Origin of the sequence: Neokomagataea tanensis (assembly GCF_006542335.1) — a bacterium.
In the GTDB taxonomy this organism is placed as follows: domain Bacteria; phylum Pseudomonadota; class Alphaproteobacteria; order Acetobacterales; family Acetobacteraceae; genus Gluconobacter; species Gluconobacter tanensis.
Map to the genome: position 1 here is coordinate 347667 of NZ_CP032485.1, position 12884 is coordinate 360550.

Below are 12884 nucleotides of genomic sequence, written 5' to 3' on the forward strand. Positions count from 1 at the left end.
TCCTTAACAGTCCGGCATGCACACTGCCGTAGCTTCAAGCTTTTCTGACAAAGATTTGACATTGCAGTTCTCCTTTTAAGGTTTTCAACAAACACAAAAAAGGCGGCCTCAATAAGGCCGCCTTTAAAGCATTCATACGATCACAGAAAATTTAATGACCGACAGCCTTTGTACTTTCCCCACGTGCTTCCATTTCCTCCGTATAGCGACGAGCCTCAGGAGAGATGGTTAGCGTCAGGGTACCTAATGCGGACAACAGGTAAATCACCGCAAAGGTCCAAATAACGAAATGAAGGCCGGGACCAAAAACAGAGGCACACCCTGCAACAATCGCTGGCCCAACCCACGTCGAGGCACCTGCACCTAAGCCCAATATGGACAAGGCAGCAGCTTTTTCACGTGGGCAAATCTGGGGCATTAAACCTGACAGCGGAACAAACGCCGCAACCGACGCACCATACAAGACACCGGCCGCAGCTACCGCCCAGAAGTTGCCAGGGAGCCATAGCGGGACATAGTAGAACAGCGGAATAGAAACAAAGCCACCAATCCCACCGAACACAGCAACAACAAAGCGATGCCCCAGCGTGTCAGCCACCATGCCGGAGACAAGATTGAACAAGATGTTGCTCAGGAAGATGATTGACAGAATATCGAGCCACTGCCCTTGCGTGAAATGTAGATGGTCCACGAAAAAGGCTGGCATGATCGCCAAAAACGCATATTCGGACGAGGTATCAATGATACGCACAATTCCCGCAATTAGCGTCTTGGGTTCACGCCATACAATACTGAGCGATCCAAAGAAGATTTCTTTGGTTGAAACATGCTCAGGAAGCAGACGCTTCTTCCCCGTTGGCTCATGCGTAAACAAAAGCGCGATCAAACCACCGAGAATAACCAGCCCGAGCGAACACCAAAATGTATTCAGCTCACCAATGGCCGGAATAGCATAACGCGCAAATTGTGAGCCCAGTGTCGGCAAACCAGCGGAGAACGAGAACCAGAACCAACCGGCCGCTGAACCCAACATCGGAGCAGGCGTAGCAGCCGCAATCCAGACAAGGAAGCCATACGCAAAGAGCGGATATGCAAAACCGCGCAGCGTGTAGAATAGCGTAATCATAGGCCCGTTATTCGGACCTAATCCGAATAGCAGAAACCCTACCTCGAGAACGGCCCACAAAATCAGGCCAATCCACATAACCTTTTTCGGCCCCAACAGATCTGATAACGGCCCTGAAAACCAAGCCGCGATCATCACAGTGATGCCATAATAGATAAATAAATTTGTTACGAAGTCTTGAGTATGTCCATTATGCAGCATGAAAGTATCGAGGTAACCTGCCTCGACACCATCACCTACCATGAACAAAAGCTGACCGACAAAAGCCCAGAATAGGGCTGGCGGAATTCCTAATATCTCCGCAAGACCCCGTCTTTCTGCGGTAGATGTGGACATGAATGCTCTCCAGACAGAGGGCGCATCATCACCCTGTCTTTGGCCTCATTACCAAAGCAGAATTTTGCGATGCGTCGTTGTGGGCTCTACGAGAGTGCTCGAGCCTTTAAAGATTATGGATACAGAAAGAGAAAAGAAGCCCGAAGGTTTCTTGCTCAGCCTTACGAAAAGGCGAATGAACGAAAAAACGTTTTGCACCCGTTAGAAAACGGGCATTTCCTGTACCTGTTGCCGGAAAGCTACACAATTCATGCCGGGATGAAAAGCAAAAAAAACCGGGGCACTTTCGTGTCCCGGTTTCTTTCTATGCTGAAAGCAAAAATTAAGCGGCGTCAACCTGCTCAACTTCTGGCTTCGGACCGCTGTCCTTGCCCTTTGCTTCAACATCACGATCGACCAGCTCGATCACAGCCATGTCGGCGTTATCGCCGTAGCGCATGCCAGCCTTCAGAACGCGGGTGTAACCACCAGCACGTGCCTTGTAGCGTTCAGCTACTGCACTGAAGAGCTTGCTTACAACAGCGTCGTCGCGCAGTTGAGCAAAAGCCTGACGACGAGCATGCAGGTCACCACGCTTACCAAGCGTAATCAACTTTTCTGCAACCGGACGAAGTTCCTTCGCCTTTGGCAGGGTTGTGGTGATCTGCTCATGCTTGATGAGCGCTACCGCCATGTTACGGAACATGGCAGCGCGGTGTGACGAGGTGACATTGAGCTTACGCCCGCTCACTCCATGACGCATTGCTAGTTTTCCTTACCTTAGAAGTTCTCAGAACGTCTCGTCGAGACGCTTGGCCAGATCCTCGATGTTCTCGGGCGGCCAGGCTGGTACGCTCATGCCGAGCGACAGCCCCATACCGGTGAGAACTTCTTTGATCTCGTTGAGCGACTTGCGCCCGAAATTCGGCGTCCGGAGCATTTCCTGCTCGGATTTCTGAACCAGATCGCCGATATACACAATGTTGTCGTTCTTGAGGCAGTTCGCACTACGCACAGACAACTCGAGTTCGTCAACCTTACGCAGCAGGTTCCGGTTGAACGGAAGATCGTCTTCCGGCTCTTCATGCTGGACAGGGCGCGGCTCGTCGAAGTTGATGAACAACTGGACCTGGTCCTGCAGGATGCGCGCGGCAACAGCCAGAGCATCTTCAGGGGTAACAGCACCATTTGTTTCAACAGTCAGCAGCAGCTTATCGTAGTCAGTTACCTGACCGACACGCGTCTGCTCAACTTTGTACGACACGCGGCGAACCGGTGAGTAGATAGCATCGATGGGGATCATACCAATCGGTGCTTCTTCTGGACGGTTTGCCGCAGCAGCAACGTAACCCTTACCTGTGTTGACGGTAAACTCCATTCCGAGCTTAACACCATCATCAAGGGTGCAGATTACCAAATCAGGGTTCATGACTTCAATGTCATGGCCTGCCTGAATTTGACCTGCTGTAACTTCGCCCGGGCCGGTTGCCGTCAGAATCATGCGCTTCGGCCCCTCACCATGCATACGCAGGGCAAGTTGCTTAACGTTAAGCACGATATCCGTAACGTCTTCACGTACACCCGGGACAGCCGAGAACTCGTGCAGAACGCCATCGATCTGCAACGCCGTTACGGCAGCACCCTGCAAAGAAGACAGGAGGATGCGACGCAGAGCGTTACCAAGCGTCATACCGAAACCGCGTTCCAACGGCTCGGCCACGACAGTGGCAACGCGCGAAGCAACCGGGCCGGGTTCGACTTCAAGCTTCTCGGGCTTGATGAGGGACTGCCAGTTTTTCTGGAGAACCAAGGTCGTGGCCTTTCAAACAACGAAGCCCGCCAACTGTTATTGGCGGCACCTGGCCCGCACGGGTTGTGCGGAAGAAGATGCGATCACTGCGAAGGCTGCCGACCACACCGGATCGACAGCCTGACATCACTTAAACGCGGCGGCGCTTACGCGGACGACAGCCGTTATGGGGAACCGGCGTCATATCGCGAATAGACGTAATGGTGAAGCCAACAGCCTGCAATGCACGCAGCGCGCTTTCACGCCCCGAACCTGGACCCGAAACTTCGATCTCAAGCGTTTCCATACCGTGCTCGCGTGCTTTACGGCCTGCATCTTCTGCAGCAACCTGAGCAGCATACGGTGTGGACTTACGCGAGCCCTTGAAGCCCTGAGCGCCTGAAGAGGACCACGCGATAGCGTTGCCCTGTGCGTCAGAGATCGTGATCATGGTGTTGTTGAACGTGGAGAGCACATGAGCAACACCAGAGATGATGTTTTTGCGCTCTTTCTTGCGAATACGCGGTGCAGCGGCCTTAGCCATGAGAGAGGTCGTCCTGTAAGTTTCAGAGAAAGGTCAAAAGACCAGCGCTATTAACGCGCTGCCTTCTTCTTGCCAGCAATCGCAACGGCCTTACCCTTACGGGTACGAGCATTGGTGTGCGTACGCTGACCACGAACTGGCAGGCTACGGCGGTGGCGCAGGCCACGGTAGCAACCCAAGTCCATCAGGCGCTTGATGTTCATTGCCGTTTCACGGCGCAGATCACCTTCAACGCGCAATTCGCTGTCGATCAGTTCACGAATCTTTACGATTTCGTCGTCAGATAGTTCGTTAACGCGCTTCGCTTCGGGGATACCGAGCTTTGTGCAGATTGACTGCGCCGTTGACGGACCAATGCCGTAAACATAGCGCAGGCTGATGACCACCCGTTTGTTGGTCGGAATATTTACGCCGGCAATACGTGCCACGTTACTTCTCCCATCGACGTGACCGCAGCCACGTCCACCTATAAAAAACCGGTTTTAACCGGACCATACGTATACGCCCAACCTGTCGATCCACCGAATCATACGGGGAATCACAAGGTAAAGCCGCAGTGATGTCGAGGGCGCGCAATATACTGCTCACCCCCTTTGAGTCAAATGCGAATGATCACATCTTCGTGAAAATCAGCATTTCCCACTCATTTTTAGCCAGTTTTCCCGTTTTTAACGCGATACTGGCACTAATAAATCGTCCAAAGCAGTTCCAACTGCCTCGACAGACTGCATGCCGTCGATGCGACGCAAACGTCCCTCACGCTCGTAGTAAGGTAGGATTGGAGCAGTCTGGTCACGGTAAACTTTTAGACGTGAGCGTACGACTTCAGGCTCATCATCCTTGCGGCGAGTGCCATCTTCGGACGTACGAGACGCAATTCGTTCGACAAGTTGTTCTTCTGAGACATCCAGAAGAATAACAGCATCAATCGTCAATTCACGCTTGGCCAGCATGCTGTCGAGTGCTTCCGCCTGACTTTCCGTGCGTGGAAAACCATCAAGAATAAAACCCTGAGAACAATCTGCTTGACCGATGCGGTTTTGAATCATCTCAACGATGATTGGATCAGGAACGAATTGCCCCTGCTCCATGATGGCTTTTGCCTCACGGCCAATCGCCGTTCCGGCAGCCACTTCCGCCCTCAACATATCTCCAGTGGAAATTTGCTTCAGGCCGAATTTCTGCTCAAGACGCTTAGCTTGCGTGCCCTTACCTGCCCCGGGCGGACCAAGAAGAATGATATTCATCATCGACGGATCCCCCCAGTCATCCCTGAACGCGGACCACGTCCACGCTGCTTACGGATCAATCCTTGATACTGATGCGCGACCAGATGCGACTGAATCTGCGTAACGGTGTCAATCGTCACTGAAACAATAATGATCAAGCTCGTCCCACCAAAATAAAACGGGACGTTATAGCGGCTGATCAAAATTTGCGGCAGCAAGCACACCACAACCAAGTACAAGGCGCCGATCGTCGTCAAGCGTGAAAGGATACGATCAAAATAACGCGAAGTGCTCGCCCCTGGACGAACACCAGGAATGAAACCGCCCTGCTTACGCAAATTTTCAGCTGTTTCTTCAGGATTAAACGTCACAGCGGCGTAGAAGTAGGAGAAGAACAATATCATGGCCGCATAAAAAGCCATGTATAAAGGCTGCCCCTGCCCCAGTTGCTGCCCTAACGTTGCAAGCCAGCCTGGCATGTTGTGATTGCTCACGAAGCCAGAAATCGTAACTGGAATAAGCAAAACAGATGACGCGAAAATAGGCGGAATAACGCCAGCCGTGTTCACCTTGAGCGGCATGTGTGTGGATTCACCACCGAACATGCGGTTGCCCATCTGGCGCTTCGGATACTGGATTACAACGCGACGCTGCGCTTGCTCCATGAAGACAATAAAGGCGATAACCAAAATTGCCAAAACAAGGAATATAACCACGAAGATTGGAGAAAGGGCGCCAGTACGACCTAACTCAAACAAGCTTGCCAGCGCATGCGGCAAATTGGCGACAATCCCCGAGAAAATAATCAGCGAAATACCGTTACCGACACCACGTGAAGTGATCTGTTCACCAATCCACATCAGGAACATGGTGCCGCCAACAAGCGTGACCACGCAGGAAATGATGAAGAACAGGCCAGGAGAAACTACCGCACTAGCACCATGCGAACTCATGTTCTCAAGGCCAACAGCAAGCCCATACGCTTGAAAAAGCGCAATAAAAACCGTCAGGTAGCGCGTGTAAGCATTAAGCTTTTTGCGCCCGGCTTCACCTTCTTTCTTCAGTGCGTCCATCGATGGCACTGCCGTCGAGAGCAACTGAATAATGATAGAGGCACTAATGTAAGGCATGATGTTCAGCGCGAACACGGTCATGCGCCCTAAAGCGCCCCCCGTGAACATATCAAACATGCCAAGAATACCACCTTGGTGTTGAGCCAATAATTGCCCCATCACCGTCGCATCAACCCCAGGAACCGGAATATACGTCCCAAGACGGTATACTACGAGCGCAATCAGGGTGAACCAGATGCGCTTTTTAAGCTCTGTCGCCTTGGCGAAGGAGCCCATATTGAGATTGGCGGCAAGCTGCTCTGCTGCGGAAGCCATCCACCTGTCCTTTCACGAAAACAGCGTCGCCGTACATAAGTACGGGACGCTGCTTATCCTGTCACCACCAAGATTGTAGTTTTGCATCATATTTCGGAAGCAAAACTACAATGATGTATCAGTGAACTTAGCCTTCAGCCGAAGCGTCCGCTTTCGACGTCGCAACTTTGACAGAGCCACCGATCTTCTCAACAGCTGCAACAGCAGCAGCAGAGGCACCAGCAACTTCAATCGTCAGCGCTTGGCTCAGCTCGCCCTTAGCCAGCAGGCGAACACCGTCCACCTTGCCGCTAACGAGACCAGCTGCACGCAGCGTTGCTTCGTTAACAACCGCAGAAGCATCGAGCTTACCAGCTTCGATAGCCTTAGAAAGTGCACCGAGGTTAACCGGAGCATATTCTTTGCGGAAAATGTTTACGAAGCCGCGCTTGGGCATACGACGGTACAGCGGAAGCTGACCGCCTTCAAACCCGTTAAGCGAAACGCCTTCGCGAGCTTTCTGACCCTTGACACCACGACCGGAGGTCTTGCCCTTGCCGGAACCGATGCCACGTCCAAGACGCTTCTTGCGGTAGCGTGAACCTTCGTTGTCACGCAGTTCATTTAGATTCATGTCAGCCCTCCACCTTGATAAGGTGAGCAACCTTACGGATCATACCACGTACGGAAGGAGTGTCTTCCAGTGTACGGGTTGAGCCGATGCCGCGGAGACCAAGACCGACAATCGTCTCAGCTTGACCGGGCTTACGCCCGATAACTGAAGCGATTTGCGTTACGCGGAGAGTTTTGCCTTGCTCAGACATTTGCACCCTCCTCGGCCTGAACTTGTTCACGCTTACCGAAAAGCTCTGCTGCCTTCTTACCGCGACGAGACGCGACAAGACGTGGGCTGCTAGCTTTTTCAAGCGCTGCGAACGTTGCCTTGATCATGTTGTGCGGGTTCCGCGTTCCCAAGCTCTTAGCGACAACGTCGTTAATGCCCAAGCTCTCGAAAACTGCACGCATCGGACCACCAGCAATGATACCGGTACCAGCTTCAGCTGTACGAACCACCACTTTGCCCGCACCGTAGTGACCGAACAGATCGTGATGAAGGGTACGACCTTCTTTCATTGGTACGCGGATCATAGCGCGCTTTGCACGTTCCGTAGCCTTACGAATAGCTTCTGGAACTTCACGCGCCTTGCCTGCGCCGTAGCCTACGCGACCCTTCTGGTCACCCACAACGACCAGTGCAGCAAAAGCGAAGCGGCGACCGCCCTTTACGACTTTTGCAACACGGTTGATCGTTACGAGCTTGTCGACCAGATCGTCGCCCTGCTCACGCTCACGACCACCACGGCCGCCTTCTCTTGGCTCACGTGCCATGTGTGATCCTCCTTAGAACGAGAGCCCGCCCTCGCGGGCAGCCTCGGCCAGGGCCTTGACCCGACCATGATACATATAAGAGCCGCGATCGAACACAACAGTGCTTACGCCTGCTGCTACACCACGTTCTGCGATCAGCTTGCCGATAACAGTTGCTGCACCAACGTCTGCACCGGTCTTGCCAGCTGAGCGGATGTCCTTCTCCAGCGTGGAAGCGCTGGCGAGTGTACGACCCTGCGCATCGTCGATGATCTGCGCGTGAATGTGCTTGCTGGAACGGAAGACCGACAAACGCGGCCGGCCGCCGCTCTTGCGACGAAGCTGGAAGCGCAACCGCTGACGGCGGCGTTCCTGCAATCCTTGCTGCGATGCCATTATTTCTTCTTACCTTCCTTACGACGCAGAACTTCGGTCTCGTAACGAACGCCCTTGCCTTTGTAAGGCTCTGGACGACGGAAGCTACGGATATCCAGAGCTACCTGACCAACGCGCTGCTTATCATTGCCTTCGACGACAATAGCCGTCGGACGCGGCGTCGTGATCTTAATTCCAGCAGGAATCGGATACACAACATCGTGCGAGAAGCCGAGGTTCATTACCAGGTTCGAGCCCTGAACAGCTGCACGGAAACCCGTACCCTGAATTTCAAGAGCCTTCGAGAAGCCTGTTGACACACCTTTGACCATGTTGGCAATCAACGCGCGCGTTGTGCCCCACATCGTCCAGTTATCGCGTGAGCGACGACCAACTGGCTCAACAGCAACCTGATTGCCTTCGACCTTGACGTCGACGTGACGGGAAATTGGCATCGACTGTTCGCCGAGCTTACCCTTCACTGTGATTACGCCATTTGTCAGGGTGACCTGAACGTCTGACGGAACCTCTACCGGATACTTACCTACGCGAGACATGCGATCCTCCTTAGAAGACGCGGCACAGGACCTCGCCACCAACATTGGTAGCGCGGGCCTCGACGTCCGACAGGACGCCACGCGGAGTGGACAGGATCGACACACCAAGGCCGGCATAAACGCGCGGCAGTTCCTTGATCTTCGAATAAACGCGGCGACCGGGCTTAGAGACACGGTGAATCTCTTTAATGACCGGCTGGCCTTCAACGTATTTCAGCTCAATACGAAGCTGAGAAACACCCTTGCGGACTTCTTCAGATGAGAAGCCACGGATGTAACCTTCACGCTTCAAAGCTTCAAGAACGCTTGCACGCAGCTTTGACGCAGGAGCAACACAGGCCGCATGACGCGCACGCTGCGCGTTGCGGATCCGGGTGAGCATATCACCCAATGGATCAGATAGAGACATTTATTCGCTCCCTTACCAGCTCGACTTAACCATGCCAGGAATCTGACCAGAAGAAGCCAGATCACGCAGAGCAACACGGCAAAGCTCGAACTTGCGATAGTTCGCACGGGGGCGACCCGTCAATTTGCAACGCAGACGTACGCGGGTTTCCGCACCGTTACGTGGCAACTGTGCCAGCTTCAGCGTCGCTTCAAAGCGGTCTTCGACCGACAAGGAGCGATCCTTGATAATATTTTTCAACGCGGTCCGCTTCGCCTTATCGCGCTTCGCCATAGCGGCGCGACGGTTGTTGCGGTTTACCGCTGAGATCTTCGCCATCTCGAATTTTCTCCCGGAACCTGTCAGGCCTATCCCGACGGTTTTCCAATCGACGCCTCTATATAGGAAAGCGGCCTCCCAATGGAAGGCCGATTCTCTATTTTTTAGCCCGATCGGTCTGAAAAAATGATGCGATCAGCCTTGGAAAGGCAATTGGAATGCCTTCAGCAACGCTTTAGCTTCTGCATCAGTCTTCGCCGTGGTCACAAAAATGATGTCCATGCCGCGCACAGCATCAATTTTGTCATATTCGATTTCCGGGAATACGATCTGTTCCTTGATACCCATGGCAAAGTTGCCACGGCCGTCAAAGCCCTTATTCGCCGGAAGACCACGGAAGTCACGAATGCGCGGCATCGCGATCGTCACAAGACGATCGAGGAATTCGTACATACGTGCGCGACGCAGCGTCACTTTACAACCAATGGGCAGACCCTCACGGATCTTAAAGCCGGCAATAGCCTTACGTGCCAGCGTCTTAACCGGCTTTTGACCGGAAATCGCTGCCATTTCAGCAACAGCGGCATCCAGTTTCTTCTGGTCACCAGCTGCTTCACCGACACCCATGTTCAGCACGATCTTCTCGAGCTTGGGTACCTGCATCGGGTTCGTGTAGTTGAACTGCTCAAGCAGTTCCTTCTTCAGAACCGTTTCGTAGTGCTGCTGCAGACGCGGCAGCACGGACGTGTTGTCAGACATCTTGCGCTCCTCAGCCCTCGATCACTTCGCCGGTTGCCTTAGCAACACGAACCTTGCGACCGTCTTCCAGAACGCGGAAAGCAACGCGAGTTGGCTTGCCGCTCTTTGGATCAACCAGCTTGAGGTTCGAAAGGTGAATCGGCATCTCACGCTCGATGATGCCGCCTTCGCCGCCCATGCGGTTTGGCTTCGTGTGGCGCTTAGCAATAGCTACACCACGTACGACTGCCTTTTCTGCCTTAGGCAGGACAGCCAGCACTTCACCGCGTACACCGCGTGACTTGCCAGAGAGGACCAGAACCTGGTCACCCTTTTTAATACGAGCAGCCATTATAGCACCTCCGGAGCCAGCGAGATGATCTTCATGAACTTGCGAGCACGCAGTTCACGGACCACTGGGCCAAAGATACGCGTTCCGATTGGCTCTTGCTGCTTGTTGATAAGAACTGCAGCGTTCTTATCAAAGCGGATAGCAGAACCATCAGCACGGCGCACAGGATAGGACGTACGAACGATAACGGCTTGATGCACGTCACCCTTCTTTACCTTACCCCGGGGAATTGCTTCCTTAACGGATACGACAATGATGTCGCCGACCGAGGCAGTCTTCCGCTTGGAGCCGCCCAGTACCTTGATGCACTGCACCCGACGTGCGCCGGAATTGTCGGCTACGTCAAGGTTGGTCTCGGGATGAATCATGTGCCTACCCCCTTACGCGCTAACGGTAGAGGCCTGAACCAGGTCCTCTCCGTTACGACCGACGACAGACCACGTCTTGCGCTTGGAAATGGGTGCGCATTCTTCAATGCGAACAACATCACCAATCTGGCAGACATTGCCTTCATCATGAGCCGCATACTTTTTAGAGCGGCGGATAAACTTCTTATAGAGCGGGTGCATCACACGACGATCAACAAGAACGGTAACCGTCTTGTCCATCTTGTCGCTCGTGACCCGACCTGTCAGGACGCGCCTTGGCATCGTCCGTCTCCTCTCAGGACTCTGCGGCGGACGTTTTTGCGCCCGCACGGTTCTTCGACTGGGTAGCCAACGTCTTGATACGTGCAATCGCACGACGCACGACCTTAACGCGGCTAGTGTTTTCCGACTGCCCTGTGGCAGCCGAGAAACGATGATTGATCTGCTCGCGCTTGAGATCGATCAGAAGAGCTTTCAGCTCATCTTCACTCTTCGCACGAAGATCGGCAGGCTTAAAAGTGTCGGCCATCTCACGCGTCTCCGATACGCTGAACGAACTTGGTCTTGATCGGGAGCTTTGCAGCGCCCAGGCTCAGTGCCAGACGTGCAACCTCGGGGGGTACACCCTCGATCTCGAACAGGATACGACCCGGCTTGACGCGTGCTGCCCAATACTCTGGTGAGCCCTTACCGGAGCCCATACGCACTTCTGCCGGTTTTGTCGAGACTGGAAGATCCGGAAAAATACGAATCCACACACGACCCGCACGCTTCATTGCACGAGTAATGGCTCGACGTGAAGCCTCAATCTGGCGCGCTGTGATCCGCTCGGGTTCAAGCGCCTTCAGACCATAAGCTCCGAAGTTAAGTGTTGTTCCGCCTTTTGCTAGGCCGTGGATGCGACCCTTATGCGCCTTACGAAACTTTGTCCGCTTTGGGGAAAGCATGTTGTTAAATCCTCAATGCACCTGCAAGGAGTTACGGGCTTGCGCCCGTACCTCAACGTTGCGGAGCCTGCTCCGCGGCACGACGGTCCTGTGCCATTGGGTCATGTGCCAGGATCTCGCCCTTGAAGATCCACACTTTCACGCCGCAGGTTCCGTAAGTCGTCATAGCCGAAGCTACACCGTAGTCGATATCTGCACGCAATGTGTGCAGAGGTACACGACCTTCACGATACTTCTCGTCACGCGCGATTTCTGCACCGCCAAGACGGCCACTGCAGGTGATCCGGATGCCCTGTGCGCCGAGACGCATAGCGGACTGGATCGCACGCTTCATTGCACGACGGAAAGCAACGCGGCGTTCCAGCTGCTGAGCGATGTTTTCGGCAACGAGCGTCGCGTCGATTTCCGGCTTACGGATCTCAACGATGTTCAGCGCAACGTCGGTCTTGGCCATACGGCTGAGCTCTTTACGGAGCGCATCGATGTCCTGACCCTTCTTACCAATAACAACGCCTGGACGAGCAGCATAGATCGTTACGCGCGGCTTCTTAGCCGGACGCTCGATAACTACGCGTGAAACGCCAGCGCCTGAAAGCTTGCGACGCAGATGCGTGCGGAGCTTCAGATCTTCATGCAGCAGGCGAGCATAGTCGCCATCTGCATACCAACGGCTGTCCCAAGTACGATTGACGCCGAGCCGGAGCCCGATCGGATTGACCTTATGTCCCATTGATCAAGCTGCCTTCTGCTCTTTGCCGGTTTCCGGTGCTTCCGCACGTTCAGCCACAACGATCTTCAGATGGCTGAAGAACTTCTCAACGCGGGCCGAACGACCACGACCACGCGCGTGGAAACGCTTCATAACAATGGACTTGCCAACTTCGGCTGTCTTAACCACCAAACGGTCAACGTCTAGCTGATGGTTATTTTCAGCGTTAGCAACGGCGCTTTCCAGCGTCTTCTTAACCTGCTGCGCAATACGACGACGTGAGAACGTCAATGCCGCAATTGCCTTGTCAGCAGGCTGGTTGCGGATCATCGCCGCAACCAGGTTAAGCTTGCGCGGGCTGACGCGGATATTGCGCGTAATTGCCTGCGCTTCCGTGTCCGCAAGCGTGCGGATATGCTTCGGCTTGCTCATG

At 53.8% G+C, this 12884-nt stretch carries 22 protein-coding genes; all 22 read right to left on the bottom strand.

Features of this window, described 5'->3' with window-relative positions; genetic code table 11:
• Positions 1-151 precede the first annotated feature (151 nt).
• Positions 152-1462 carry an MFS transporter gene (locus D5366_RS01645; protein ID WP_141492021.1) on the bottom strand — a complete coding sequence of 437 codons (1311 nt, stop codon included), beginning with the start codon at positions 1460-1462 and terminating at the stop codon, positions 152-154.
• Between the two features lie 322 nt (positions 1463-1784).
• Positions 1785-2204, bottom strand: coding sequence for a 50S ribosomal protein L17 (rplQ, locus tag D5366_RS01650; protein ID WP_141492022.1), 420 nt, complete (start codon positions 2202-2204; stop codon positions 1785-1787).
• Between the two features lie 27 nt (positions 2205-2231).
• Positions 2232-3251 carry a DNA-directed RNA polymerase subunit alpha gene (locus tag D5366_RS01655; RefSeq protein WP_141492023.1) on the bottom strand — a complete coding sequence of 340 codons (1020 nt, stop codon included), beginning with the start codon at positions 3249-3251 and terminating at the stop codon, positions 2232-2234.
• 130 nt (positions 3252-3381) lie between these two features.
• Positions 3382-3774: a 30S ribosomal protein S11 gene (rpsK, locus tag D5366_RS01660; protein ID WP_007282744.1), complete on the bottom strand. Its 393-nt coding sequence runs from the start codon at positions 3772-3774 to the stop codon at positions 3382-3384.
• A gap of 50 nt (positions 3775-3824) precedes the next feature.
• The gene (rpsM, locus tag D5366_RS01665) at positions 3825-4202 is read right to left on the bottom strand and encodes a 30S ribosomal protein S13 (RefSeq protein WP_141492024.1); all 378 of its coding nucleotides are present in this window, start codon (positions 4200-4202) and stop codon (positions 3825-3827) included.
• Positions 4203-4442: 240 nt separating this feature from the next.
• Complete coding sequence (locus D5366_RS01670) at positions 4443-5021, bottom strand: adenylate kinase (RefSeq protein WP_141493751.1); 579 nt, start codon at positions 5019-5021, stop codon at positions 4443-4445.
• Positions 5021-6391: a preprotein translocase subunit SecY gene (gene secY, locus D5366_RS01675; protein ID WP_141492025.1), complete on the bottom strand. Its 1371-nt coding sequence runs from the start codon at positions 6389-6391 to the stop codon at positions 5021-5023. The genes D5366_RS01670 and secY overlap by 1 nt, the downstream gene beginning before the upstream one ends.
• Before the next feature lie 127 nt (positions 6392-6518).
• On the bottom strand, positions 6519-7004 hold the full coding sequence (gene rplO / locus D5366_RS01680; RefSeq protein ID WP_141492026.1) for a 50S ribosomal protein L15: 486 nt from the start codon (positions 7002-7004) through the stop codon (positions 6519-6521).
• Between the two features lies 1 nt (position 7005).
• Positions 7006-7194 carry a 50S ribosomal protein L30 gene (rpmD, locus tag D5366_RS01685; protein WP_141492027.1) on the bottom strand — a complete coding sequence of 63 codons (189 nt, stop codon included), beginning with the start codon at positions 7192-7194 and terminating at the stop codon, positions 7006-7008.
• Positions 7187-7759, bottom strand: a complete 573-nt coding sequence (gene rpsE / locus D5366_RS01690; RefSeq protein ID WP_141492028.1) for a 30S ribosomal protein S5 — start codon at positions 7757-7759, stop codon at positions 7187-7189. Before rpsE ends, rpmD begins: the two co-directional genes overlap by 8 nt.
• Before the next feature lie 12 nt (positions 7760-7771).
• Positions 7772-8134, bottom strand: coding sequence for a 50S ribosomal protein L18 (gene rplR, locus D5366_RS01695; RefSeq protein ID WP_141492029.1), 363 nt, complete (start codon positions 8132-8134; stop codon positions 7772-7774).
• Positions 8134-8670, bottom strand: coding sequence for a 50S ribosomal protein L6 (rplF, locus tag D5366_RS01700; RefSeq protein WP_141492030.1), 537 nt, complete (start codon positions 8668-8670; stop codon positions 8134-8136). Before rplF ends, rplR begins: the two co-directional genes overlap by 1 nt.
• Before the next feature lie 10 nt (positions 8671-8680).
• Positions 8681-9079, bottom strand: a complete 399-nt coding sequence (gene rpsH, locus D5366_RS01705; protein WP_068169766.1) for a 30S ribosomal protein S8 — start codon at positions 9077-9079, stop codon at positions 8681-8683.
• Positions 9080-9091: 12 nt separating this feature from the next.
• Positions 9092-9397 carry a 30S ribosomal protein S14 gene (gene rpsN, locus D5366_RS01710; protein ID WP_141492031.1) on the bottom strand — a complete coding sequence of 102 codons (306 nt, stop codon included), beginning with the start codon at positions 9395-9397 and terminating at the stop codon, positions 9092-9094.
• 135 nt (positions 9398-9532) lie between these two features.
• Positions 9533-10096, bottom strand: a complete 564-nt coding sequence (gene rplE, locus D5366_RS01715; RefSeq protein WP_141492032.1) for a 50S ribosomal protein L5 — start codon at positions 10094-10096, stop codon at positions 9533-9535.
• 10 nt (positions 10097-10106) lie between these two features.
• Positions 10107-10427 (bottom strand): 50S ribosomal protein L24, encoded by a 321-nt coding sequence (gene rplX / locus D5366_RS01720; RefSeq protein ID WP_141492033.1) that lies wholly within the window; start codon positions 10425-10427, stop codon positions 10107-10109.
• Positions 10427-10795, bottom strand: a complete 369-nt coding sequence (gene rplN, locus D5366_RS01725; RefSeq protein ID WP_007282731.1) for a 50S ribosomal protein L14 — start codon at positions 10793-10795, stop codon at positions 10427-10429. The genes rplX and rplN overlap by 1 nt, the downstream gene beginning before the upstream one ends.
• Positions 10796-10807: 12 nt before the next feature.
• Positions 10808-11077, bottom strand: coding sequence for a 30S ribosomal protein S17 (gene rpsQ / locus D5366_RS01730; RefSeq protein WP_141492034.1), 270 nt, complete (start codon positions 11075-11077; stop codon positions 10808-10810).
• 13 nt (positions 11078-11090) lie between these two features.
• Entirely contained in the window at positions 11091-11324 is a 234-nt protein-coding gene (gene rpmC / locus D5366_RS01735; RefSeq protein WP_141492035.1) for a 50S ribosomal protein L29, read from the bottom strand.
• Position 11325: 1 nt separating this feature from the next.
• Positions 11326-11742, bottom strand: coding sequence for a 50S ribosomal protein L16 (gene rplP, locus D5366_RS01740; protein WP_068169748.1), 417 nt, complete (start codon positions 11740-11742; stop codon positions 11326-11328).
• A 52-nt stretch (positions 11743-11794) separates the two neighbouring features.
• Entirely contained in the window at positions 11795-12472 is a 678-nt protein-coding gene (gene rpsC, locus D5366_RS01745; protein ID WP_068169746.1) for a 30S ribosomal protein S3, read from the bottom strand.
• A 3-nt stretch (positions 12473-12475) separates the two neighbouring features.
• The gene (rplV, locus tag D5366_RS01750; protein ID WP_141492036.1) at positions 12476-12883 is read right to left on the bottom strand and encodes a 50S ribosomal protein L22; all 408 of its coding nucleotides are present in this window, start codon (positions 12881-12883) and stop codon (positions 12476-12478) included.
• Between the last annotated feature and the right edge of the window lies 1 nt (position 12884).